21 protein-coding genes are annotated in these 24,069 nt (G+C 70.4%); 10 read left to right on the top strand and 11 right to left on the bottom strand.

The genetic code is table 11. From position 1 onward, the window contains the following. Nucleotides 1-25: 25 nt before the first annotated feature. Nucleotides 26-3,292 carry an AfsR/SARP family transcriptional regulator gene (locus ACZ7OO_RS08765; RefSeq protein ID WP_471502911.1) on the top strand — a complete coding sequence of 1,089 codons (3,267 nt, stop codon included), beginning with the start codon at nucleotides 26-28 and terminating at the stop codon, nucleotides 3,290-3,292. 16 nt (nucleotides 3,293-3,308) lie between these two features. Here ACZ7OO_RS08765 and ACZ7OO_RS08760 read toward each other — a convergent pair whose 3' ends face one another. After that, nucleotides 3,309-4,121, bottom strand: a complete 813-nt coding sequence (locus tag ACZ7OO_RS08760; RefSeq protein ID WP_471502909.1) for an ABC transporter permease — start codon at nucleotides 4,119-4,121, stop codon at nucleotides 3,309-3,311. Further along, nucleotides 4,118-5,125: an ATP-binding cassette domain-containing protein gene (locus ACZ7OO_RS08755; protein WP_471502907.1), complete on the bottom strand. Its 1,008-nt coding sequence runs from the start codon at nucleotides 5,123-5,125 to the stop codon at nucleotides 4,118-4,120. The genes ACZ7OO_RS08760 and ACZ7OO_RS08755 overlap by 4 nt, the downstream gene beginning before the upstream one ends. Nucleotides 5,126-5,220: 95 nt before the next feature. Here ACZ7OO_RS08755 and ACZ7OO_RS08750 point away from each other — a divergent pair, with 95 nt between their 5' ends. Beyond that, a complete protein-coding gene (locus ACZ7OO_RS08750; protein ID WP_471502905.1) occupies nucleotides 5,221-5,763 on the top strand; it encodes a GNAT family N-acetyltransferase in 543 nt (180 codons plus the stop codon). 119 nt (nucleotides 5,764-5,882) lie between these two features. Here ACZ7OO_RS08750 and panB read toward each other — a convergent pair whose 3' ends face one another. Further along, a complete protein-coding gene (gene panB / locus ACZ7OO_RS08745) occupies nucleotides 5,883-6,758 on the bottom strand; it encodes a 3-methyl-2-oxobutanoate hydroxymethyltransferase (protein WP_471502903.1) in 876 nt (291 codons plus the stop codon). A 232-nt stretch (nucleotides 6,759-6,990) separates the two neighbouring features. On the opposite strand from panB, the gene ACZ7OO_RS08740 reads away from it, so the two are divergent. The 4 genes from ACZ7OO_RS08740 (at nucleotide 6,991) to ACZ7OO_RS08725 (ending at nucleotide 11,954) form a co-directional block, all read left to right on the top strand. Next, on the top strand, nucleotides 6,991-8,589 hold the full coding sequence (locus ACZ7OO_RS08740; protein WP_471502901.1) for an MFS transporter: 1,599 nt from the start codon (nucleotides 6,991-6,993) through the stop codon (nucleotides 8,587-8,589). A gap of 84 nt (nucleotides 8,590-8,673) precedes the next feature. Beyond that, nucleotides 8,674-9,327: a TetR/AcrR family transcriptional regulator gene (locus tag ACZ7OO_RS08735; protein WP_471502899.1), complete on the top strand. Its 654-nt coding sequence runs from the start codon at nucleotides 8,674-8,676 to the stop codon at nucleotides 9,325-9,327. 197 nt (nucleotides 9,328-9,524) lie between these two features. Beyond that, the gene (locus tag ACZ7OO_RS08730; protein ID WP_471502897.1) at nucleotides 9,525-10,577 is read left to right on the top strand and encodes an endonuclease/exonuclease/phosphatase family protein; all 1,053 of its coding nucleotides are present in this window, start codon (nucleotides 9,525-9,527) and stop codon (nucleotides 10,575-10,577) included. A gap of 153 nt (nucleotides 10,578-10,730) precedes the next feature. Next, a complete protein-coding gene (locus ACZ7OO_RS08725) occupies nucleotides 10,731-11,954 on the top strand; it encodes an MFS transporter (protein WP_471502895.1) in 1,224 nt (407 codons plus the stop codon). A 111-nt stretch (nucleotides 11,955-12,065) separates the two neighbouring features. Here ACZ7OO_RS08725 and ACZ7OO_RS08720 read toward each other — a convergent pair whose 3' ends face one another. Together ACZ7OO_RS08720 and ACZ7OO_RS08715 are read right to left on the bottom strand one after the other, a co-directional pair. After that, a complete protein-coding gene (locus ACZ7OO_RS08720; protein ID WP_471502893.1) occupies nucleotides 12,066-12,446 on the bottom strand; it encodes a hypothetical protein in 381 nt (126 codons plus the stop codon). Between the two features lie 84 nt (nucleotides 12,447-12,530). Next, nucleotides 12,531-12,935: an ATP-binding protein gene (locus ACZ7OO_RS08715; RefSeq protein ID WP_471502891.1), complete on the bottom strand. Its 405-nt coding sequence runs from the start codon at nucleotides 12,933-12,935 to the stop codon at nucleotides 12,531-12,533. 363 nt (nucleotides 12,936-13,298) lie between these two features. On the opposite strand from ACZ7OO_RS08715, the gene ACZ7OO_RS08710 reads away from it, so the two are divergent. The 3 genes from ACZ7OO_RS08710 to ACZ7OO_RS08700 all read left to right on the top strand — a co-directional run bounded on the left by ACZ7OO_RS08710 (nucleotide 13,299) and on the right by ACZ7OO_RS08700 (nucleotide 15,312). Then, nucleotides 13,299-14,165 carry a helix-turn-helix domain-containing protein gene (locus tag ACZ7OO_RS08710; RefSeq protein ID WP_471502889.1) on the top strand — a complete coding sequence of 289 codons (867 nt, stop codon included), beginning with the start codon at nucleotides 13,299-13,301 and terminating at the stop codon, nucleotides 14,163-14,165. Nucleotides 14,166-14,194: 29 nt separating this feature from the next. Then, on the top strand, nucleotides 14,195-14,413 hold the full coding sequence (locus ACZ7OO_RS08705) for a DUF397 domain-containing protein (RefSeq protein WP_471503398.1): 219 nt from the start codon (nucleotides 14,195-14,197) through the stop codon (nucleotides 14,411-14,413). A gap of 83 nt (nucleotides 14,414-14,496) precedes the next feature. Next, the gene (locus ACZ7OO_RS08700; protein WP_471502887.1) at nucleotides 14,497-15,312 is read left to right on the top strand and encodes an SAM-dependent methyltransferase; all 816 of its coding nucleotides are present in this window, start codon (nucleotides 14,497-14,499) and stop codon (nucleotides 15,310-15,312) included. Nucleotides 15,313-15,468: 156 nt separating this feature from the next. On the opposite strand, the gene ACZ7OO_RS08695 is transcribed toward ACZ7OO_RS08700, so the two are convergent. The 3 genes from ACZ7OO_RS08695 to ACZ7OO_RS08685 all read right to left on the bottom strand — a co-directional run bounded on the left by ACZ7OO_RS08695 (nucleotide 15,469) and on the right by ACZ7OO_RS08685 (nucleotide 18,986). After that, the gene (locus ACZ7OO_RS08695; protein ID WP_471503396.1) at nucleotides 15,469-17,376 is read right to left on the bottom strand and encodes a S53 family peptidase; all 1,908 of its coding nucleotides are present in this window, start codon (nucleotides 17,374-17,376) and stop codon (nucleotides 15,469-15,471) included. 324 nt (nucleotides 17,377-17,700) lie between these two features. Beyond that, nucleotides 17,701-18,324, bottom strand: a complete 624-nt coding sequence (locus ACZ7OO_RS08690) for a DUF305 domain-containing protein (protein WP_471502885.1) — start codon at nucleotides 18,322-18,324, stop codon at nucleotides 17,701-17,703. Then, nucleotides 18,324-18,986, bottom strand: a complete 663-nt coding sequence (locus ACZ7OO_RS08685; protein WP_471502883.1) for a DUF3105 domain-containing protein — start codon at nucleotides 18,984-18,986, stop codon at nucleotides 18,324-18,326. Before ACZ7OO_RS08685 ends, ACZ7OO_RS08690 begins: the two co-directional genes overlap by 1 nt. Nucleotides 18,987-19,403: 417 nt before the next feature. Here ACZ7OO_RS08685 and ACZ7OO_RS08680 point away from each other — a divergent pair, with 417 nt between their 5' ends. Next, on the top strand, nucleotides 19,404-20,765 hold the full coding sequence (locus ACZ7OO_RS08680; protein WP_352223282.1) for a glutamine synthetase family protein: 1,362 nt from the start codon (nucleotides 19,404-19,406) through the stop codon (nucleotides 20,763-20,765). A gap of 75 nt (nucleotides 20,766-20,840) precedes the next feature. Here the strand turns inward: ACZ7OO_RS08680 and ACZ7OO_RS08675 are convergent, their stop codons facing one another. Genes ACZ7OO_RS08675 through ACZ7OO_RS08665 form a run of 3 tightly spaced genes read right to left on the bottom strand, consistent with a single transcriptional unit; the run spans nucleotide 20,841 to nucleotide 24,017 of the window. Further along, nucleotides 20,841-21,860 carry a TolB family protein gene (locus ACZ7OO_RS08675; RefSeq protein ID WP_471502881.1) on the bottom strand — a complete coding sequence of 340 codons (1,020 nt, stop codon included), beginning with the start codon at nucleotides 21,858-21,860 and terminating at the stop codon, nucleotides 20,841-20,843. Continuing rightward, entirely contained in the window at nucleotides 21,857-23,128 is a 1,272-nt protein-coding gene (locus ACZ7OO_RS08670; protein WP_471502879.1) for an MFS transporter, read from the bottom strand. The genes ACZ7OO_RS08675 and ACZ7OO_RS08670 overlap by 4 nt, the downstream gene beginning before the upstream one ends. A gap of 1 nt (nucleotide 23,129) precedes the next feature. After that, nucleotides 23,130-24,017, bottom strand: a complete 888-nt coding sequence (locus ACZ7OO_RS08665) for an alkaline phosphatase family protein (protein WP_471502877.1) — start codon at nucleotides 24,015-24,017, stop codon at nucleotides 23,130-23,132. Between the last annotated feature and the right edge of the window lie 52 nt (nucleotides 24,018-24,069).

Here is a 24,069-nt window from a genome sequence, read left to right as displayed (position 1 = left end):
CGGAGGCCGGGCGTCCCCAGGGACAATGGACCCCGTGCGCTACCGGATTCTTGGCACCACCCAGGCCCTCCGCCCCGACGGCACGGCCGTCCCCGTGGGCGGGGCGCGGCTGCGGGCCCTGCTGACCGTGCTGGCGCTGCGCCCCGGGCGCGGGGTGCCGGCCGGGCTGCTCGTCGACGAGGTGTGGGGCGCCGACCCGCCCGCCGACGCCGGCGGCGCCCTGCAGGCACTGGTCGGCCGGCTGCGGCGGGCGCTCGGCGCGGACGCGATCGAGTCCACCGACGGCGGCTACCGGCTCGCGGCCGCCCCCGACGACATCGACCTGCACCGCTTCGAGCGGCTCACCGGCGAAGCCCTGCGCGCGCTCGCCGACGGCGATCCCGCCAAGGCGGCGACCGTCCTCGACGATGCCCTCGCCCTGTGGCAGGGCCCGGCCCTGGCCGACCTGCCCGACCGCACCGCCGAGGCGGCCCGCGTCGACGTCCGCCGCCTGGACGCGCTGCGCGCCCGTCACACCGCGGCCCTCGCCCTCGGCCACGCCGAACAGGCCCTGCCCGAGCTGACCGCCCTGTGCGACGCCCACCCCCTGGACGAGCCCCTGCAGACGCTGCGGCTGCGCGCCCTGCACAGCTGTGGCCGCACCGCCGAGGCGCTGGCCGCCTACGACGACGTACGGCACCTGCTCGCCGACCGCCTCGGCTCCGACCCGGGGCCCGAACTGCGCGCCCTGCATGCCGAGTTGCTCGACCCGGCACCGGCGCCCGAGGAGCCGTCCCGGCCCGGCAACCTGCGTGCCCGGCTCACCTCCTTCGTCGGACGCGAGGCCGACCTGGAGGCCATCCGGGGGGACCTCGCCGCCGCCCGCCTGGTCACCCTGCTCGGGCCCGGCGGGGCCGGCAAGACCCGGCTGTCCCAGGAGGCCGCCGAGACCGTGCGGTACGCCGCCCGGGACGGGGTGTGGCTGGCCGAGCTGGCCCCCGTCGACGACCCCGCCGACGTCCCCGAGGCCGTGCTCAGCGCGCTCGGCGCCCGCGAGACCGTGCTCTACGGCGCCGGCGCCGAGGGCATGCGGGCCGCCGCCGACCGGCACGACGACCCGGTCGAGCGGCTCGTCGACCACTGCGCCCGGCGCCGGATGCTGATCGTCCTCGACAACTGCGAGCATGTCGTCGACGCGGCGGCCGACCTGTCGGCCCGGCTCCTTGAACGCTGCCCGGACCTGACGATCCTGGCCACCAGCCGTGAACCCCTCGGCGTCCCGGGGGAGTTGCTGCGCCCGGTGGAGCCGCTGCCCGAGCCGGTGGCGCTGCGGCTGCTCGCCGACCGGGGCAGTGCGGCCCGGCCCGGGTTCACGGTCGACGCCGACGAGGAGACCGCGGCGGCCTGCGCCGAGATCTGCCGCCGCCTGGACGGACTGCCCCTCGCCATCGAGCTGGCCGCCGCCCGGCTGCGGATGCTCACGCCCCGCCAGATCGCCGACCGGCTCGACGACCGCTTCCGGCTGCTCACCTCCGGCAGTCGTACCGTGCTGCCCCGCCAGCAGACCCTGCGCGCGGTCGTCGACTGGTCCTGGGACCTGCTCGACGCCGGCGAACGGGACGTCCTCGGCCGGCTCTCCGTCTTCGCGGGCGGCTGCGACCTGGCCGCCGCCGAGGCCGTCTGCGGCCCCGCCACCCTCGAAACGCTCGCCTCCCTGGTCGACAAGTCCCTTGTCGTCGCCGCCCCTTCGGAAGGGCACGGGATGCGCTACCGGCTCCTGGAGACCGTCGCCGAGTACGCCCGCGAACGCCTCGACGAGAGCGGCGAGCGCCCCGCCGCCGAGCGCGCCCATCTGACGTACTACCGCGAACTCGCCCGCACCACCGACCCGTTGCTGCGCGGCTCCGGCCAGCGTGCCGCCGTGGCACGGCTGGAGCTGGAGTACGAGAACCTGCGCACCGCCGTACGCCACGCCATCGCCACGAAGGACGAGCAGGAGGCGCTGTGCCTGGCCCACTCCCTGGTCTGGTACTGGCAGCTGCGTGACAAGCGCGTCGAGACCCGCACCTGGTGCGCCGACATCATGGCCCTGGGCCCGGACCCCTTCGCCGAGCCGGTCCGCCGAGCGGAACCGGTGTGGCAGCGCGTGACCGACGCCCCGCCGCCGTACACCGGAGAGACCCTCGTCGAGGCCCGGCGCGGGGTCCATCTGGCCCATCTGGCTTGTATGGACACCGAGTTGGAGGTCTGGCAGACACCCGAAGCGCAGGCCAAGATGCGCGCCGTCACCCAGGCCTACGAGCCCGGACTGCCGCAGACCTGCCGGGCCCCCGGCATGTTCTGGTTCTTCGCCGTGATGCTGACCGGCGGCCTGGAGCAGCTGCGCACCATCGTCGACGCCGGCGTCGAGACGTGCCGTCGTACGCCCGGCTACGAGTGGGAGCTCGCCGGTGCCCTTCAACTGCGCGCCAACGTGCTCGCCAACTTCGCCGCCTCGGCCGCTGCCGCCATCCGCGACGCCGACGAGTCCCTGGAGCTCTTCCGGCGCCTCGGGGACGACTGGGGTGCCGCGGAGGCCTTCTCCGCGCGCGCCGAGTCCCGGGAACGCAAGGGGGAGTACCGAGCGGCCGCCGCCGACTACGAGGCCGCCATCGAACGCGCCGAACGGCTGGGCGCCCACTCCCAGGTCGCCGTGCTCAACGCCCGTCTCGGCATGGCGCTGCTCGAACTGGGCGAGACCGAGCGGGGTGAACGGCTGCTGCGCCAGGTCATCGCCGACCATGACGGCAGCCACAACGAGGCGATGCCCGTCGCTCGGCTCTTCCTCACCATGTGGCTGCTGCTGACCGACCGGATCGCCGAGGCCCGCGAGCAACTGCGGCTGCTGCGCACCCAGTTCAAGATCGCGCACTTCATCGTCTTCGACGCCCTGATCCTCACCCAGGAGGCGTGGGTGGACGCCCTCGACGGCCTCCACACGGAGGCCCTGGCCAAGCTGCGCGAGGCGATACATCACTCCGCCGACCCGATGACCCAGGCCATGACCCCGCACAGCGTCTCCTCCGTCCTGACCGTCGCCGCCCAGGCGCTGCCCGGTGCGGACGGCGGCACCCGCGCCCGGGACGCCGCCCGCTGTCTGGGCGCCGCCGACGCCATGCTGCCGCCCGGCCACATCCGCTCCGGCATGGAACGCACGATGCGCGCCCGCACCGAGGCCCAGGTGCGTGCCGCCCTCGGCGACGACGCCGCCTACGAGTCCGCGTACGCCGAGGGCGGTGGCCTCTCCCTCGCGGAGGCCACCGCCCTGATCTGACCCGGGCTGCCGAACTTCAGCTCTTGGTGCGGAACCTGTAGATCGCGTAGGGCGCCGCCAGCGCCGTGATCCCCACCGACCAGCCCAGCGTGATCCACAGGTCGTGCGCGACCGGGCCGCCGACCATCAGTCCGCGTGCCGCGTCGGCCAGCGTGGACAGCGGGTTGTAGTCGGTGAAGGCCTGCAGCCAGCCCGGCATCGACTTCGTCGGCGCGAAGATCGACGAGCCGAACTGCAGCGGGAACAGCACCAGGAACCCCATCGCCTGCACGGACTGAGCGCTCTTCAGGATCACGCCCAGGGTGAGGAACACCCACATGATCGAGGAGGCGAACACCGCGGACAGGCCCACGGCGGCGAACAGCCCGCCCCAGTGGGTGATGTGGAACCCGACCAGCACGGCGACGATCATCAGCACGGCGGTCGCGAACAGCATCCGCACCAGCTCGACGGAGATCTTCGCGAACAGCACCGAGCCGCGCCCGATCGGCAGCGACCGGAACCGGTCCATCACACCGGAGTTGAAGTCCTGGCTGAACCCGGTGCCGACGCCCTGCGAGAGCGTCATGCTCATCATCGCGATCATGCCCGGGATGACGTACTGGACGTAGCCGTCCTGGCCGCCGCCGAGCGCCTGCCCGATCGAGCCGCCGAAGACGTACACGAACAGCAGCGTGAAGACGACCGGCATCAGCAGCGCGTCGAACATGGACTCGGGGTCCTGCCTGATCCACAGCAGGTTGCGGCGGATCAGGGCCCCGGTGTGGCGCAGATGCCCGCGCAGCGGGATCCGGACGTCGGCGGCCGGGGTGGTGGCGACGGCGCTCATACGGCGACCTCCTCGCGGTCTTCTGCGGGCGTGGCGTCCTGCGGGGCACTGGCGCGGTGGCCGGTGAGGGACAGGAACACCTCGTCCAGGCTCGGCAGTTCGGTGACGATGGAGCTGATGGTGATACCGCGCGCGGTGACGGCGCCGACCACGGCGGTCAGCTGCTCGTCGCTGAGGATCGGCACCAGCAGGGTGCCGCTCTCGGCGTCCACGGTCGTGGTCGCGAGCCCGGTGATCCCCAGCTCGTCGATCATGGCGGCGAGCGGCCGCGCCTGGAGCGGATCGACCGGCTTCACGCGCAGCGTCCGCCCGCCGACCTTGGCCTTCAGTTCCTCCACCCTGCCGCCGGCGATGACCTTCCCGCGGTCCACGACGGTCAGCTCGGAGGCGAGCTGCTCGGCCTCCTCCATGTACTGGGTGGTCAGCAGCACGGTCACGCCCTCGCCGACCATCGCCTTGACCTCGTCCCACACCTCGTTGCGGGTGCGCGGGTCGAGACCGGTGGTCGGCTCGTCCAGGAACAGCACCTGGGGATGCCCGATCATCGAGGCGGCGAGGTCCAGCCGGCGGCGCATACCGCCTGAGTAGGTACCGGCCGGCCGCTTGGCGGCGTCGGTCAGCGAGAACCGCTCAAGGAGCTGGTCGGCCCGGGCCCGGGCGTCCTTCCGGGACAGGTCGAGCAGCCGCCCGATCATGTAGAGGTTCTCCCAGCCCGGCAGCTTCTCGTCGACCGAGGCGTACTGCCCCGTCAGGCCGATCACCCGGCGCAGCTGGCGGGGCTGGCGCAGGACGTCGTAGCCGGCGACGGTCGCCTGCCCGGCGTCGGGCTTCAGCAGTGTGGACAGAATCCGTACGATGGTCGTCTTTCCGGCCCCGTTCGGCCCGAGGACACCCATCACGGTGCCCTCGCGGACGTCCAGATCAACTCCGTCGAGAGCCTTGGTGTCGCCGTAGTGCTTCACCAGCCCCCGTACGGTCACGGCGGTGTTGTCGATTCGCGTCATGGGAAGAACCGTGCCAGGCCCCACCGACAAAACACCGACAGGCCGCCGACACCAGCGGAAACTCCGCCGACACGGGGCGGCGTACCGTGCAAGCCATGACCGTCCTCGCTGCTCAGCCCATCGACACCGAGCGCCTGGAGCTGCTGCCGCTGCGCATCGGGCATGCCGAGGAGATGGCCGCGGTGCTGTCCGACCCGGCCCTGCACACCTTCATCGGGGGCACCCCGCAGGCCCCCGGAGCCCTGCGCTCGCGCTACCGGCGCCTCACCGCGGGCTCTCCCGACCCGGCCGTCTCCTGGCTGAACTGGGTGATCCGGCTCCGCGCCGAGTCGTGCCTGACCGGCACCGTGCAGGCGACGGTCGCCGGACCGGTCGCCGAGATCGCGTGGGTGGTGGGGACCCCCTGGCAGGGGCGAGGCGTCGCCGCCGAGGCGGCCCGCGGACTCGTCGACTGGCTGACCCGGCAGCCGGTGCACACCGTCATCGCCCACATCCACCCCGACCACAGCGCCTCGGCCGCCGTCGCCAGGGCCGCAGGACTCACCCCCACCGACGAACGACACGACGGCGAGATCCGCTGGCACCTGCGGGTGAACCTGAGTGATGAGCCCCCACCCACCACCGCGACCATCGATTGAGCAACCCCCACGGTGAGCAACCACCTCCGCGAGAGCGGCGCCGGTTCAGGCGCAAAACCCGGACAGCCCGCCGACGGGGGACGATCGGCGGGCTGTCCTTGGGTGTTACCGCAGTGGCTCTAGTGGACGGAGTGCTCCTCCAGCGGGAACGTTCCGCCGACGACGTCCTCGGCGTAGGAGCGGGCCGCGTTGCCCATGACCTCGCGCAGGTCCGCGTACTTCTTCACGAACTTCGGCACCCGGCCCGAGGTCAGGCCCAGCATGTCCGTCCAGACCAGGACCTGGGCGTCGGTCTCGGAACCGGCGCCGATGCCGACCGTCGGGATGTGCAGCACCCGGGTCACCTCGGCCGCCAGCTCCGCCGGGACCAGTTCGAGTACGACCGCGAACGCGCCCGCGTCCTGGACCGACTTGGCGTCGCGCAGCAGCTGCTGGGCCGCCTCCTCGCCGCGGCCCTGCACGCGGTAGCCCATCGCGTTGACGGACTGCGGGGTCAGGCCGATGTGCGCCATCACCGGGATGCCGGACTCGACGAGCAGCCGGATCTGGTCGTGCGAGCGCTCGCCGCCCTCCAGCTTGACCGCGCCGACACCCGCCTCCTTCACCAGCCGGGTCGCCGAGCGCAGGGCCTGCACAGGGCCCTCCTGGTAGGAGCCGAAGGGGAGGTCGCCGACGATGAGGGCACGCTGGGTGCCGCGCACCACGGCCGCCGACAGCATCGTCATCTCGTCCAGGGTGACGGGCACGGTCGTCTCGTACCCGAGGTGGCAGTTGCCCGCCGAGTCGCCGACCAGGAGCACCGGGATCCCGGACTCGTCGAAGACGGAGGCGGTCATCGCGTCGTACGCGGTGAGCATGGGCCACTTCTCGCCGCGTTCCTTGGCGAGGGCGATGTCGCGGACCGTGATGCGGCGGGTGCCCTTCCCCCCGTACAGCGTCCTGCTGCCGTCGGAGGGGCTGTTCTGCGCAGGCTGGGCAGCCGAGAGCTGCGTCATGGCAACGGCTCCTTCAATTCATCTCGAGGCACCCTGACGGTGTCCCCGGATCGCTTCCATGGTGGCACTTCGTGCCGTCCTCGGCCAGGGGACCGCCATGTGATCCATCGGTCATCGGCCACCGGCCGTGAAAGCGTTGGGAGCGCCTCGCCATGACGCGTTGTGTAAGGTCTGGGTAAAGGAATTAAGATACGAGACGGGGCCGTATTGAAATGGTCCTAGGCTCGTCGTCATGACAACTCCTGCCGACCGCGCTCCATCCGGCCCGCGCATATCCGAGGAGGTGCACCGGCGCCGCTGGGCGATCCTCGGCGTGCTCATGCTGAGCCTGCTGATCGTGGTGCTCGACAACTCGATCCTGAACGTCGCCATCAAGACCATCTCCACCCCGGCCCCGACCGGCCTCGGTGCCACCCAGAGCCAGCTGGAGTGGGCGATCAACGCCTACACCCTGGTCTTCGCGGGCCTGCTGTTCACCGCCGGCCTCGTAGGCGACCGGCTCGGCCGCAAGAAGGTGCTGATCGGCGGCCTCGTCGTGTTCGGCATCGGCTCGGCCCTGGCCGCGGAGTCCGGCTCCCCGGACCAGCTGATCGCCTACCGCGGCCTGATGGCCCTCGGCGCCGCCTTCGTGATGCCCGCCACCCTCGCCGTCCTGATGAACGTCTTCGAGCGTCAGGAACAGCCCAAGGCCATCGGCATCTGGGCCGGCGGCGTCGGCCTCGCCATCGCGATCGGCCCGATCACCGGCGGTGTGCTGCTCGACCACTTCTGGTGGGGCTCGGTCTTCCTCGTCAACGTACCGATCGTGATCGCCGCGCTCGCGCTGATGGTGTGGCTGGTGCCCGACTCGCGCGACCCGCGCCCGGGCCGGCTCGACCCCGTCGGCGTGGTGCTCTCCGTCGTCGGGCTGGTCCTGCTGGTCTACGGCATCATCAAGGGCGGCGAACTGGCCGACTTCACCGACGCCAAGGTGCTCGCGACCATCGCCGCCGGTGTCGTGGTGCTCGCCGGCTTCGTGATCTACGAGATGCGCACCGACCACCCGTCCCTGGATGTCACCTACTTCAAGAACAAGGTCTTCTCGGCCGCCATGGCCGCCATCGCGCTGGTCTTCTTCGCACTGATGGGCGTGACCTTCTTCTCCGTCTTCTACACCCAGAGCGTGCGCGGCTACTCGCCGTTGCAGTCCGGTCTGCTGCTGCTCCCGCTGGCCGTCGCCCAGCTGATCTTCGCGCCGCGGGCCCGGCTGGTCGTGAACCGGATCGGCAACAAGGCCACGACCGCGGGCGGCCTGGTGCTGATCGCGGCGATGCTGGGCATGTTCGCCACCTTCGAGGCCGACACCCCGATCTGGCTCCTCGAGGTCGTCTTCTTCCTGATGGGCACCGGCATGGCGCACATCATGACGCCGACCTCGGTCGTCATCATGCAGGCCCTGCCCCGGGAGAAGGCCGGTTCCGCCTCCGCGCTCAGCAACACCTTCCGCCAGGTCGGCGGCGCCCTCGGTATCGCCGTCCTCGGCTCGGTGCTGTCGACGTCGTACCGCAACGGCATCGAGGGCAAGCTCGGCGCCCTGCCGCCCGGGCTGCGCGAGACCGCCGGCGAGTCCATCGAGGCCACGCTGGGTGTCGCCCAGAAGCTCGGGGTACAGGGCAAGGCCCTGGTCACGCCCGCCAACGACGCCTTCCTGCACGCCATGCACATGACCGCCCTGTGCGGTGTGGGCGTCGCGCTGCTCGGCGCCGTGGTCACGGCCCTCTTCCTGCCGGGCAGGCCGCCGGCCGGTCAGCGGGGCGAGCGGGAACAGGAGTTGGTCGCCGCCGCGGAGTGACCGGGCACACGGTACGGCGCGGAGCCACGGGGGGAGGCTTGGGCTGCGGGAGAATTCCCGCAGCCAGTGAGAGGACGGTATGACGTGAGGCTTGCCGACAGTCGGCCGCGGTCCGTGGGTCCCGCCCGGGGCCGTCCGCGCAGCGAGGCGGTGGAGAGCGCCATCCTCGAAGGGGTGATGAAGCTCCTGGAGGACGGTGTTCCGCTCGCCGAGCTGTCCATCGAGCGGATCGCCCGGACCGCCGGCGTCGGCAAGGCCACCATCTACCGCCGCTGGAACGGCAAGGAGGAGCTCTTCGTCGACGTCATGCGCGCCGCCGAGCCCCCCGACCCCGAACTCCCCGGCACCTCCATGCGCGACGACCTCGTCGTGATGCTCGAAGCGCTGCGCCAGCGGGGGCTGATGAACCGTTCGTCAGCGATCCTGCACAACGTCTTCGCCCAGATGAAGAGCAGCCCCCGGATCTGGGACGCGTACCACGCCAACGTCGTCAACCCGCGGCGCGAACTCGGCAAGGAGGTGCTGCGCCGCGGCCAGCAGAACGGCGAACTCCGCGCGGACGTCGACATCGATCTGGCCAACGACATGTTCACCGGCCCGATGCTGCTCAGGGCCATCCTGCGCTCGGACGCGGAACTCCCCGAGGGCCTGGCCGAACAGATCGTCGACTCGGTACTGGCCGGCCTACAGCCCGTCAGCTCACCGGTACCGGAACCGAGCCCGGAGCCGCAGCCGTAAGAGCTGTCGTCGCCGTCGGCGGAATGTGCACGTTTCGTCACAGTGCACCCCGACCGGCCGGTAACCGGAACCCCTTCGGCCGGTGTGTTCGTCCCGTATTCCGTACGGCCGTCATGTGACGGCGGGATCGGAGCCGATCATCCCCTAGGGTCGTATCCGGGGGACGACGGTGCACGGCAGGTTGTGAGGCAGACGGTATGGCGCAGCAGGCGTACTTGACGGAGACGGACAACGGCGGCTCGGGTCCCGAGCGTCGGGGAGACCGGTTCCGGCGCCTGGTGAACCGCCTGCTGGCGGGCTGGCGCGACGACCCGCGCATCTGGCGCCGGGGTGTCGTCCTCGCCTTCATCGCGCTGCTGCTGGCCGGTGTGATGCTGATGCACGCCCGCATCCCCAACGCCATCGGCAACCTCGGCAGTCTCACAGAGACGTTCCTGCCCTGGCTGGGCCTGCTGATCCCGGTGCTGTTGCTGCTCGGCGTGCTGCGCAAGTCGGCGACCGCGCTCATCGCCGTCCTTCTCCCGGTGATCGTCTGGCTGAACATGTTCGGCGGCCTGCTCACCGACAAGTCCGGCACCGGCGGCGACTTCACGGTCGCCACGCACAACGTGAACGCCGGGAACCCCGACCCGACCGGTACCGCCGACCGACTCGCCGCGTCCGGCGCCGATGTGGTGGCCCTGGAGGAGCTGAACGCGTCGGCCGTACCGACGTACGAGAAGGCGCTGGCGTCGACGTACAAGTACCACGCGGTCGAAGGCACCGTGGGGCTGTGGAGCAAGTACCGGCTGACCGGGGTGAAGGCCGTCGACATCAAGCTCGGCTGGACGCGCGCGATGCGGGCCACGGTCGCCACGCCGGAGGGTTCCCTCGCGGTCTACGTCGCCCACCTCCCCTCTGTGCGGGTGAAGATGAACGCCGGGTTCACCGCCCGGCAGCGGGACAAGAGCGCGGACGCGCTGGGCGAGGCCATCGCCGACGAGAGCCTGCCGCGGGTGATCCTCCTCGGCGACCTCAACGGCACGATGAACGACCGCTCCCTCAACGGCGTCACCTCGCAGATGCGCTCCACGCAGGGCGCGGCGGGCAGCGGCTTCGGGTTCAGCTGGCCGGCCGCGTTCCCGATGGCCCGCATCGACCAGATCATGGTGAAGGGCGTGGAGCCGGACAGCTCCTGGACCCTGCCGAGGACGGGCAGCGACCACCTCCCCGTCGCCGCGCGTGTGAACCTGACCACATCGGGTTCGTAAAAGCACCTGGTCAGGCCAGTGTTGTTCTCTTTGTAAGGACAATCGGACACCGCGCTGTAACCTGCTGGAACACCGGACCGGGCATGCTTTGTTCCGTAGCTGAACTTAAAGACATCCGCACGGAACCCCGCTCCCCGAAAGGCAAAGCCCTCCATGCCCCTGGCCCTGCTCGCCCTGGCCGTCGGCGCTTTTGGTCTCGGCACCACCGAGTTCGTGATGATGGGCCTGCTGCCCGACGTCGCCGACGACCTGCACATATCGATCCCCACCGCCGGGCACCTGGTCTCGGCGTACGCGCTGGGCGTCGTCATAGGCGCCCCGCTCCTCGCCGCGCTGACCGCGCGCATGCCCCGCCGCAGGGTGCTCATCTCCCTGATGGCCCTGTTCGTGGCGGGCAACGCGCTCTCGGCCCTCGCCCCCGGCTACGACTCCCTCCTGGCTGCCCGCTTCCTGAGCGGCCTGCCGCACGGCGCGTTCTTCGGCGTGGGCGCGGTGGTCGCCACCGACCTGGTGGCACCGGAGCGCAAGGCCCGTTCGGTCTCCCTGATGTTCATGGGCCTGACGGTCGCCAACATCGCGGGCGTCCCGGTCGCCACGCTGACGGGCCAGCACCTGGGCTGGCGCGCGACCTTCCTGGGCGTGAGCCTGATCGGCGTGGCGGCGATGGCGGCGGTCGCTCTGCTGATCCGCGTGGCGGACACCCCGGCCCCGGTCTCCGGCCTGCGCGGCGAGTTGACCGCCCTCCGCTCCCTCCCGGTCTGGCTGGCCCTCGCCACGACGGTCGTCGGCTTCGGCGCCCTCTTCTCCGCGTACAGCTACATCACGCCGATGCTGACCGACTCCGCCGGGTACGCCGATTCGGACGTGACCCTGCTGCTGGCCCTCTTCGGCGTCGGCGCCACCGCCGGCAACCTGATCGGCGGCCGCCTCGCCGACCACGCGATGCGCGGCACGCTGTTCGGCGGCCTGGCCTCCATGGTGGCGGTGCTGCTCCTGTTCCCGGTCCTGATGCGGGCGGAGTGGAGCGCGGCCCTGGCGGTGACCCTGCTCGGCGTGGCCGCGTTCATCACCGGCTCGCCCCTCCAGTTGATGGTCATGGAACGCGCGGCGGCAGGCCCCTCCCTCGCCTCCTCCGCCAACCAGGCGGCCTTCAACCTCGCGAACGCGGGTGGCGCCTGGATCGGCGGCGTCGCGCTCGCCGCGGGCTTCGGCGTGACGTCCCCGGCGGTGACGGGCGCGGCGCTGGCGGTGCTGGGCCTGGGCGTCGCGAGCGTGGCGTTCGCGGTGGACCGTCGCCGGGATGTCCTGCCGACGGGCGCCCGGGAACGGGTGGTGGCGTCGCACCTCCCGGACCCGACGGAGCCGGTCCACTCATGACTTGTCGTCACTCACGTGCTCCGGTCTCGTCCAGCGGGCGGCCACCCGCTGGACGAGGATCCCGGATGCGATTCAAGACCGTGATCAGCTGTATCCCCGGGCGGGATCGGATCACTGGGTCTCGTCGCTCCTCGACGACAAAGGCGCCCAGGTGTACCGGACGCGCACGCCGTGGTCGTGGAGCCAGGCGGTCTCGCGGTGCCGGAGTTCGTGCGCGGACTCCGGGGCGATGGCGCTGGGCCAGCGGACGAGCACCGCAGTGACGTGACCTGTCTGTACCAGCTGTCTCACACGCTGCCACCCTCTGCGCCGGGCCGGGTCGGGCTCACCGTAGGTGTCGGTGACGACCTCGGCGATCGTCAGTCCGCGCTCCTGGGCGAACGCGTGGCCTTCTGTCCGCGCGCACTGCGTGGCCGCCCCGCCCGTGCCACGGGCTCGGTCGGCGCATACGTACAGCACGACGGGAGAAGCGGTTTCACGGTGGGGGGTCATGGGCGCCTTCTGTAGGCGGATCGGGGAGAACGGATTCCTCGCCGCGCGAAGGGGACGGACGGGGGAACGGGTCCGCTCATGGCGTCAGGGGCGAGCCGTCAGCTCTGCCCAGACGACCTTGCCTTCGGCCCGCGTCGAGCGTGCGGAGCCCCAGCGGTCCGCGAGTTGCTGGACGAGGAACAGGCCTCGCCCGTTCTCCTGGCCGGGGCCGGCGTGGTACTCGGGCGGGCGGACCGGGGTGTGGCCGTCGTCGTGGAGTTCGATACGCAGGCACCGCTCGTCGCCGGTCAGCGTGAGCCCACACAGGACATGACCGCTGTCGGTGTGGAGTACGGCATTCGTGGTCAGCTCGGAGACCAGCAGCACCGCGTCGGACAATGCGTCGCCGGGGACCTTCCAGACACGGAGCCGGTCGCGCACGGTCTCGCGGGCGGCTCTCGGGCTGGTGGGCAGGGCGGGCAGGCTGAACCAGTACTCCCGACGAGGCACGGTCGTGACTGAGGCGGGGGTCAGGACCGGGGCTGAGGGCGTGGGCAGAGTCACGGATGTCGCCTTCCAGTGCCTTCCGGGGGCGGGCGCGGTGTGGGGGGTCGGGGCTCGAGCGGTGAGATGCGGGTGCCGAGGCAGGCGCCCTGCGGTGGGGTGCCGACGACGACATCAGCATCACGCCTCCCGTCCGGGCCGGATGCTGCGTCAGAGCTGTGACCTGACCGCTCACACGTCAACTATGCGGGTGATCGCGCTCACGCTGCAACCGACTCCCTGATAATTTCAGCGGTCGGGTATCACCCTGGCGTCGCCATCAAGGGGCTGACAGAATGGCGTCGTTGATGATCCCTCAGGAGGTTGGGCGTGAGTGAGGCCCGGTCCAGTGCCAGCGCGCCGACGGTCCTGCGCATGATCCTCGGCCGCCGGCTGCAGGACATGCGGCTCGGCGCCGGTGCCTCGCTGGAGGACGCGGCAAAAGCACTGCGCGTGAAGACCCTGACGATCCGCCGGCTGGAAAAGGCCGAGGTCGCGCTGAAGCCTCTCTACGTGGAGAAGCTCCTGGAGACCTTCGGCGCGGACCGCCAGGAGATCGACGAGTTCGTCAACCTGGCCGAGCAGGCCAACGAGCCCGGCTGGTGGCACTCCTACCGCGACGCCGTTCCCAGCTGGTTCACCGCCTACGTGAGCCTGGAGACCGGCGCCAAGACCCTGCGCACCTACGAACCCCAGTACGTCCCCGGCCTTCTGCAGACTCCCGACTACGCCCGCGCCGTGCTGCGCGGCGGGTTGCCGAAGGGCAACGAGGAGGAGCTCGAGCGCCGCGTGGAGCTGCGGCTGCGCCGCCAGAGCCTGCTGGAACGGGAGGACGCCCCCACGCTGTGGGTGGTCATGGAGGAAGCCGTCCTGCACCGGGCGGTGGGCAGCCCTGACGTGATGCGGGAGCAGATCGAGCGGCTCCTGGACATGTCCGAGCTCGCGCACATCAGCATCGACATCGTCCCGTTCGCCGCGGGTGCCCATGTCGGGGCGTGCGCCCCCTTCACCTATTTCCGGTTCGAGGAACCCGAGCTGCCGGACATCGTCTACAGCGAACTCCTGTCCGCCTCCGTCTATCTGGATCAGCGCGCGGACGTCGTCGCGCATCTCGAGGCGCACTCCCGAATGGCGCTGCTGACGTCGGCGGAGGACAGCAGGGTGCTCTTGAACCGCATGCGCAAGGAGTACTCGTGACGATCACCGACGAGGGCGTGTACAACGGGATGCCGGCCCGCGATCTCGGCGAGCGCGGCTGGGAGCGCCCGTGGAGCGGGCCGAACGGCGGTCAGTGCGTGGAGGCGAAACAGCTCGCCGACGGCCGCGTGGCCGTACGGCAGTCGACCGACCCGGCCGGACCCGCGTTGATCTACCCGCCCGAGGAGATCGCCGCCTTCGTCCGCGGGGTCAAACAGGGCCTGGCCGATCATCTGGCCACCGGATGAGACGACTGCGAGCGGGAGTGACGACACCGGTCCCGTTCCCGGCCTGCGGGCCGACAGACACACACACCTGTGAAGGGGAGAAGATGAGCACCAGTCAGGCCGGCCGGGACCTCGACACGAGCAGGCCGCACTCGGCCCGGATGTACGACTACTTCCTCGGTGGCAAGGACCACTTCGAGATCGACCAGCAGGCGGCCGTGGTCGCCGCCAAGGCCCACCCCGGCATCTTCGTGACCGCCCGCGAGAACCGGGCGTTCATGCACCGGGCCACCCGTGTCCTGGCGCAGGAGCACGGCATCCGCCAGTGGCTCGACATCGGCACCGGCATCCCGACCGAACCCAACCTGCACCAGGTCGCCCAGTCCCTGGTGCCCGAGGCCCGCGTCGTCTACGCCGACAACGACCCCCTCGTTCTCAGGTACGCCGAACGCCTCATGCGCAGCACGAGGCAGGGACGCACGACCTACATCGAGGCCGACGTCAGGGACCCCGATGCGCTGATGACCGCCGTGCAGGCTTCGGAAGTCCTCGACTTCGACCAGCCCATCGCCCTCTCCCTCAACGCGCTCGTGCACTTCATCACCGCCCCGCACGACCCGTACGACATCGTCCGCCGGCTGCTCGACTCACTGCCGGCCGGCAGTGCCCTCGCCATGAACCACTGCACGCCCGACTTCGACCCCCCCACCTGGAACAAGGTCGCGGAGGTCTACACCAACTCCGGGACTCCCGTGCAGTTCCGTTCGCGCAAGGACATCAGCCGCTTCTTCGACGGGCTCGACCTGATCGAGCCCGGCCTCGTCTGCTGCCACCGCTGGCGGCCCGAAGGACCCGCCGACGGGACGGAGCCCACGGACGCCCAGATCGGCCTCTTGGCGGGCGTAGGCATCAAACACTGACCGAGGCAGGCCAACCCCCTCTCAGGGGGTCCGCCCGAAGGGCGGCAGGTACGAAAACCTCCTCAGTGTCTGTCTTCCTCGCTCGAGTCCGCCTGACGCAAAGGGGCGTGAGGTCTCTCAAGACCTCACGCCCCTTTGCTCAAGCAGCGCAGCGCGTCAGTGCTTGCGGTACGACTCCACGTAGCCGCTCGCCGGCGAGCCCACGCCCGTCACGTCGTCGTAGCCCTTCACCGCGGACAGGGAGCTGTCCTTGCCGAGGCTGCGGACCGAGGTCAGCAGGCCGGCGGTGGCGTCGTAGCCGTTGGCGAAGTCGACGCGGGCGACCGCGAGGTCCTTCCCGGTCGGCTTGTCCGTGACGTCGTGGTAGGCCTTCGTGCCGAACTTGGAGTAGATCAGCGGGTTGGCGAAGCCGATCGCCTTGCCGCCGCCCGCCTCCTGGGCGAGGGCCTGGACGGCGGCGATCACCGGCGCGGCCAGCGACGTGCCGCCGATGCGGTACTCGCTGTACGCCTCGGTGCCGTCCGCCTGGGTCTGCGTCTGGCCGACCTTGAAACCGGTGTTGGGGTCGGCGATCGCGGAGATGTCCGGGACCACGCGGTTGCCGGTGGTGCTGTTGGCCTTCGCGAGGGAGTCCGGGACGACGCCCTTCTGGTAGTACGGCTCGGTGACCGTCTTGCTGGTGCCACCGCCCGCGCCCGAGGTGAACGGGCCGGGGAAGCCGTTCCAGCTCTTGCCGTCGGCCGACAGCGAGGCCTTCTCGGTGCCCCAGCCGGTCTCCCACAGGTACTTGTCGCCCTTGCCGACGGCGAGCGAGGTGCCGCCGACCGCGGTCACCCAGGCCGAGTTGGCCGGGGTGTCGACCTGCTTCGTCTTGGTGTTGGCGACCTCGTCGCCGTTGTCGCCGGAGGAGAAGTAGAAGCCGATGCCCTGGACCGCGCCCAGCTGGAAGACCTGGTCGTAGGCGGCCTGGACGTCCGGGGTCTCGTTGGCCTCGATGTCGCCCCAGGAGTTGGAGACGATGTCGGCGAGGTGGTTGTCGACGACCTTGCTGAGCGCGTCCAGCAGGTCGTTGTCCATGCAGGACGCGGCGCCCACGTAGGTGACGTCGGCGTCCGGCGCGACCGCGTGCACGGCCTCGACGTCGAGGGTCTCCTCGCCGTACCAGCCGGAGGCGTCGCACTCGTCGGCGCCGGTGTTCGTGAAGTTCGAGGGCAGCGCCTGGTGCAGCTGGCTCGTCTTCCACGTGGCGTCGCCGTGCGCCTTGGCGTAGGTGCCGGCGTCGTAGGCGATGGTCGGCGAGGCGAACGCGTCGGTGATCGCGACGCGCACGTGCTTGCCGGTGTACTTGCCGGCGCCGTAGGCGGCCCGCAGTTGCTTGCCGGTGTAGCCCTCGACGGCGTACGGGACCTTCGAGCCGTACGCGTCCGGCAGCGTGGTCGCGATGTTGGAGCCGTAGTACGACGAGAACGGCCCGGAGTTCTTGAACACGGTGGCCGGGGGCGGCAGCGTGTCGTCGTGGGTCGCCTTGTGCGGCGCGTTGTCCAGGCCGGTGACGGTCAGGACGGCATCGCTGACGGAGGCCGGCACGGTCGCCGTCTTCTCCGGGGCGCGGTAGGTCTTCGAGCCCTTGGCGTAGTTGTGCAGCTGGGTGCCGAACGCCTGCTCGGCGGCGGAGACGTCGCCGGAGACGGCTATGTAGTGCTGGGTGACCTCGGTGACCTTCAGGCCGGACGCGGTCAGCCAGGACTTGACGGCCTTCACCTGGGCCGCGGTGGCGCCGAAGCGGGCCTGCACCTGCTTGGCGCTGAGGTACTTGCCGTAGAGCGGTGAGCTGGGGTCGGACACCGCCTTCGCGTAGGCCGCGAGGCCGTTGGCGTTCCGGCCGGCCAGGTAGACCCGGGCCTTGACCTGCGCGCTGTTGGAGGTCGCGCCCTTGTCCGCCTTGGCCGTGGCCCAGGTGGGCTTGGTGCCCTTCAGGGTGTCACGGGCCGGGCTGTCCGCGGCGTGGGCCGCGGGTATGCCGAGTGCGAGCGCGCCGGCGATCATCGGCAGTGTCGCTGCCATGCTCACGCTGGCCCGCACCTTGGCACGGTTCGATCTCATACTGCCCCCTGCTATGCGGTTCGACGCATGGAGTGGTCGGTCAACCGTGATCACCAGGAGGCCGGCGGCGGAACGGCCCGTGAATGGATCACACGATGGGGGTCACTCTTGCGGTGAACTGTTCATGCCAGGGGAATGAAAAGGCCAAGGAAACCCCAAGTGAGCGTTGATTAGGGGCTTTTGGTCGGATTTCGATGTCGTGCCGAACGTTACGGATCGATTGCGATTGTCGGTAAGCCCTTGCGGTGCGGTTAAGTCGACAAATCGCCCACACCGTATGCCCGTTCAGGTGCGTGGCTTCGCGCCCCGCTCCTTCAGCATCTGCGCCATCGTCGTCAACTCCGACTGCTGCGCGTCCGCCATGCCCTGGGCGAGGTTCTTCTCCACCTCGACGGTGCACTTGGCCACACACCCCTCGGCCATGTGGATACCGCCCTTGTGATGGGCCGTCATCAGCTGCAGATAGAAGATCTCCGCCTGCCTGCCGTTCAGCGTCCCCAGCTTCTTCATCTCGGTGTTGGTCGCCATGCCCGGCATCAGCGAACCGTCCTTGCCGGAGGCCATGTCACCCATGCCCATCCAGGTCATCGGCGGATCGGCCGACACCTTCGGCAGCCCCCACAGATCCAGCCAGCCCAGCAGCATGCCGCGCTGGTTGGCCTGCGTCTGCGCGATGTCGTAGGCGAGGCGCCGTACGTCGGTGTCCTTCGTGCGGTCGCGCACGATGTACGACATTTCGACGGCCTGCTGGTGATGGACCGCCATGTCCCGCGCGAACCCCGCGTCCGCCGAGCCGGCACTCGGGACCGTACTGCTGCTGCCGCCGTCCTCGCTCGCGACCGCGTAGCTGATCGCACCGGCCGCGACCAGTGCCGCCACCGCGGAGCCCGCGATGAGCACCGTCCGCATCACTGGCTCTTGCCTCCCGTGCACGCGGCACCCGGCTCGGGCGTCTGCTTGCCCTGCACGAACTCCTGGAAGAACTTGCCCACGTTGGGGTCGTCGGCCCCGGTCACGGTGCGCTGGTGCGCCCACGCCGTCATCATGATCGGGTCCTTCTGCTTGTCGTCCGGGCTCATCAGCGTGTACGGCGTCTGCTTCACCTTCGCCGCGAGCGCGTCGACGTCGGCCTTCTTCGCCTTGCTGTTGTACGTCACCCAGACCGCGCCGTGCTCCAGCGAGTGCACGGCGTTCATGTTGTCGAGCGCCTCGGTGTAGACGTCACCGTTGCAGTTCTGCCAGACCGGGTTGTGGTTGCCGCCCACGGGGGGCTCGGTCGGGTAGTGCACGGTGGTCGTCACATGCGTCCGGCCCAGCGTGCCCTTCCAGGTCCTCACCCCGTCCGCGCCGGTCACGAAGTGTCCCGAGCTCTTCGCGTCGGCCGCCGCGGTGTCGTCACCGGACCGGTTCTTCGCGAGCGCCACACCGCCGGCGACGAGACCGAGGACGACCACCACGCCGGCGGCGATCGTGAGGATCCGGCCCCGGCGCTCACGCGCCTGCTCGGCGCGCCGCATCTCCTCTATACGCGCCTTGCGCTCGGCACTGCTGCTCTTCTTCGCGGAACCCATGGGGTGTGTCCTTCTGGGGAATGGGACGTGGAAGGTGGGGCCCGCTGATCGTAATGGGGGAGATGGGGCCAGTCGTAGCGAGGACACAGGAAAGACCTGGAAATGCCGGTGTTCGACAGGAAACCGATAACCGGAACGCACGGCCACGGGGGGTTTGCACCTGATATTCATGTTCATGTGCAAGAGGTGACTCGCGCCGGAATCGAATCGGCCATTACGGATGTCGGTGCGAGCAGGCAAGATGGGCGTCAGGGCAGTACACCTGCCGTACGGGAGCCGTTCAGGCCGAGGACGCCGGGGCGATCAAGGTCTGCAACGCGCATGAAATGCTGTTGTGGTGTGATGCTCAGGTGCCCGACCGCCTTCCTGTGGGACCGGGAGCAGGCGGCCTGACCAGCAAGGATGGGGAAGCGGAAGATGGACAAGCAGCAGGAGTTCGTGCTCCGGACCTTGGAGGAGCGCGACATCCGGTTCGTACGCCTGTGGTTCACGGACGTGCTGGGCTTCCTCAAGTCCGTCGCCGTGGCCCCGGCCGAGCTGGAACAGGCCTTCGACGAGGGCATCGGCTTCGACGGCTCCGCGATCGAGGGCTTCGCCCGGGTCTACGAGTCCGACATGATCGCCAAGCCGGACCCCTCCACCTTCCAGGTCCTCCCGTGGCGCGCGGAGACCCCCGGCACGGCCCGTATGTTCTGCGACATCCTCATGCCGGACGGCTCCCCGTCCTTCGCGGACCCGCGCTACGTCCTCAAGCGTGCCCTGGCCCGCACCTCCGACCTGGGCTTCACCTTCTACACCCACCCGGAGATCGAGTTCTTCCTGCTGAAGGACCGCCCGCTGGACGGCTCCCGCCCCATCCCGGCCGACAACTCGGGCTACTTCGACCACACCCCCACCAACGTCGGCATGGACTTCCGCCGCCAGGCGATCACCATGCTGGAGTCGATGGGCATCTCGGTCGAGTTCTCCCACCACGAGGGCGCGCCGGGCCAGCAGGAGATCGACCTGCGCTATGCGGACGCCCTGTCGACGGCCGACAACATCATGACGTTCCGCCTGGTCATGAAGCAGGTGGCGCTGGAGCAGGGCGTGCATGCGACCTTCATGCCGAAGCCCTTCTCCGAGCACCCCGGCTCGGGCATGCACACGCACCTCTCCCTCTTCGAGGGCGACCGGAACGCGTTCTACGAGTCGGGCGCGGAGTTCCAGCTCTCCAAGGTCGGCCGTTCCTTCATCGCGGGCCTGCTCAAGCACGCCGCGGAGATCTCGGCGGTCACCAACCAGTGGGTGAACTCCTACAAGCGCATCTGGGGCGGCTCGGAGCGCACCGCGGGCGCCGGCGGCGAGGCCCCGTCGTACATCTGCTGGGGCCACAACAACCGCAGTGCGCTGGTCCGTGTCCCGATGTACAAGCCCGGCAAGACGGGCTCGGCGCGCGTCGAGGTCCGCTCCATCGACTCCGGATCGAACCCGTACCTGGCCTACGCCGTCCTGCTGGCGGCCGGCCTCAAGGGCATCGAGGAGGGCTACGAACTTCCGCCGGGCGCCGAGGACGACGTCTGGGCCCTCTCCAACGCCGAGCGGCGGGCCATGGGCATCGAGCCGCTCCCGCAGAACCTCGGCGAGGCCCTGACCCTCATGGAGAACAGCGACCTGGTCGCCGACACCCTCGGCGAACACGTCTTCGATTTCTTCCTGCGCAACAAGCGCCAGGAGTGGGAGGAGTACCGCAGCGAGGTCACCGCCTTCGAACTGCGGAAGAACCTGCCGGTGCTGTAGGCACTCGCGGTACGGCGGCACAGACGGGGCCCCGGGGTACGTCCTGTACCCCGGGGCCGTGGCGTCGGGGGAGGATCAGCCGACGTACGCCGGAGACACCGCCGACGCGCTGATCCGCCGCGGCTTGCCCGTGCCGTCCGCCGGTACCTCGTACAGGTCCGCCCCGTAGTCGCCCGGCAGCGCGTAGACGATCGTGCGGCCGTCCTTCCATACCGCCTGGTCGTCCACGCTGCGGGTCTCGGCCAGCGGGGTTTCGCGCATCGTCGTCAGGTTCAGGACGTACAGGCGCCAGGGGGCGTCCTTGGGGAGGCCCTTGACCCGCTTCTTGTACGCGACGCGGGTGCCGTCGGGGGAGAGGGACGGGCATTCGACGTTCGTGTGGAGGGTGGTGACCGTACGGGTACGCAGGTCGCCCCGGACCAGGTACGTCGAGCCCTTCGTCGCCAGCGTGGCGTAGAAGGTGTGGTCGTCCGACGCGAACGTCACGCCCCAGAAGTTGGTGTCCGCCGAGTGGAGGACACGGCCGTCCTTCAGGACGCGGAACGTCTCCAGGGAGGGGATCAGCGAGCCCGTGCGGGTGTCGACGATCGCCGTACGAGTGGAGAAGTTCGTGCCCGCGTACGAGTCGCCGCCCACGAACGCCGTCCAGGCGGCGTAGTGGCCCGTGGGAGAGACGCGCGCGCGGGACGGGATGCCGGGGACGTCGTAGTGGGCCTTCGTGTGGAGTTTCGCGTCCAGGATCAGGGCGCGGTAGGTGTCCGAGACCGGGCCGTGGACCGCCTGGAGACACACCCCCGTGCCCGAAGCGGCGTAGAACCGCAGGCACTTCACGCCCGACGCGGTGCGCGGGCCGGCCGGGTCGGTCACCGGGACCGTCGTCAGCTCGTCCCGGTGCGGGCCCCATGCCATGTTGCGGAAGACCATGCGACCGGGGGTGGTCAGGGTGACCGTCCCTCCGGTGACCTCGGGGCCGCCCGCCTGGGTCTGGTCGCGGCGCTCCGCCCGTGCCGACGCGTGCAGCACGGAGGCCAGCGCCACGGCCGCCAGGACCGCCAGCGCCGACAGCAGGATCAGGATGCGGGAACGCAGGGTCATGCGGCTGCCTTCCGGAAGGGACGGAGGGTGAGGGCGTACGCCGCGCACACCGCCAGGGCCACCGCCGACACGCTCAGCGCCGTACGGTCGCCCCACAGCGTCCACGCCGCGCCGAACGCCAGTGAGCAGGCGAAACGTGCTCCCGCCTGGCCCGTCTGGACCAGCGCAAGGCCCGACGAGCGCAGTGCCTCCGGGACGCTGTCCGACGCGGCCGCCATCAGCACCCCGTCTGTCGCCGCGTAGAACGTGCCGTGCAGGGCGAGGACCACGTACGGCAGCGCCGTACCGTGCCAGGACGTCAGCAGCAGGACATACGCCAGCAGCAGGGCTGCGTGGCCGGTGAGGAACACCCGCCAGCGGCCCCAGCGGTCCGCCAGCCGGCCCAGCGGCACGGCCAGGAGGAGGAACGCGGCCGCCGTGCCCAGCGGGAGCAGTGCGAACCAGCGGTCCGGGACGCCCAGCCGCCGTTGCAGCAGCAGGTACACGAACGAGTCGCTCACCGTCGCCAGGCCCAGGAGCAGCGCGCAGACGGTGAGCCGGCGCAGGTCGCGATGGGTGAGGAGGGCGAGCGCCGCCCGCAGGGTGGGGCGCGTGCCGGAAGGAGCCGCCTGGGTACGTCCGCCGCCCGGCACGAACAGCACCAGGACCAGCACCCCGGCCACGGCCACGCAGAAACTCACCATGAACACCGCGTCGTAGCCGTCCACCGTCGCCCGCAGGATCAGGAACGCGACCAGGGGCCCGAGCAGGGCGCCCGCCGTGTCCATCGCCCGGTGCACGCCGAAGGCACGGCCCCGGGTCTCGGGGGTGCTGGAAAGGGAGATCAGGGCGTCGCGCGGAGCCGTGCGCAGGCCCTTGCCCGTGCGGTCCGCCGCGAGGACCAGGCCTATGGGGGTCAGGGTGTGGGCGATCAGCAGCAGTGGCTTGCACAGCGCCGACAGCGCGTAGCCCGCGCCCGCCACCCACTTGTGCCGGCCGCCGCCGCGGTCGGCGAGATGGCCGCCGACCAGGCGTACGACCGCGGAGAATCCGTTGTAGACGCCGTCCAGGAGGCCGAAGCCCAGCGGGGACAGGCCCAGGCCCGCCACCAGGTACAGCGGGAGGACCGCTGTCACCATCTCGGAGGACACGTCCGTGACCAGGCTGACCGTGCCGAGGGCGAGGACGGTGGGGGCGACCGCGGTGCGGTACCGCCCGGCCGTCACCGGCCGGGCGGTACCTTCCGCGGACGCCGCCGGAGTGCTCGCGCGGCTGTCCGCTACGTACACGTCAGGACGCCCAGATGCCGGAGATGTCCTTGGCGGAGGCCGCGTTGCCCGCGTGCGCGGTCAGGCCCTGGGTGTCCTCCAGGGTGCGCAGCAGGTCGTAGTGGTTGTACGTCGTCGAGGACGACGAGCCCGCCGTCACCGGCTGGCCGTACAGGACCGTCGGGATGCGGTTGCCGCTGAGCCGGTTGTCCTCGTCGAAGGTGACGACCAGGAGGCTGTTGTGGGTCTTGGCCCAGGTGGCGTACGCGCCGAGGTTGTTCTTCAGCCAGGTGTCACCGGTGGACACCGAGCAGTCGTGCATGTCGCTGCACAGGTTGGGGACCACGAAGGAGATCTGGGGCAGCGTCGTGTAGTCCGTCGGGAACTGGGTGAACGTCTTCGCGGACGAGGTCGGCACATTGCTGAAGCCGAACCACGGGTTGTGCTTCTGCGCGTAGTTGCCGCTGCTGCACGTGGTCGAGCCCTGGCTGGGCAGGGTCTCGTTGTAGCTGGCCCAGGTGCGGCCCGCGGCGAGCTGCTCGGAGGCCAGGTTGGCGGCCGAGGAGAAGCCGGGGGTGTAGCAGCTGTCGTCGGTGATGCCCTGGGTGGAGCCGGAGAACAGGGCGAAGTAGTTCGGCTGGCTCGGGTGGGTGATGGCGTACGACTGGGTGAGGTTGGCGCCGCCGGTCTTGAGCGAGTTGATGTACGGCGCGCTGGAGGAGCCGATGACCTGGCTGTATGCGTGGTTCTCGAAGACCACGACGACCACGTGGTCCGGGGTCGGCACGGCACCCGCGGCATGCGCGGAGCCGCCGCCGAACCCGGTCCACAGTCCGATCGCGGCCGCGGCGAGCGCGGTCGCGGACGCTACGACGGTACGGGCACGGCGGTATACGGAACTGCCGGACACATCAACCTCCGGTGGGGGATGGACGGGGCTGGCGGTGCGGACAGAGCATGCA

The sequence above is a fragment of the Streptomyces sp. NPDC111744 genome (assembly GCF_055634995.1).
Note: the sequence above shows the minus strand (reverse complement) of the source record. Positions and strands in the feature narration are given on the sequence as shown.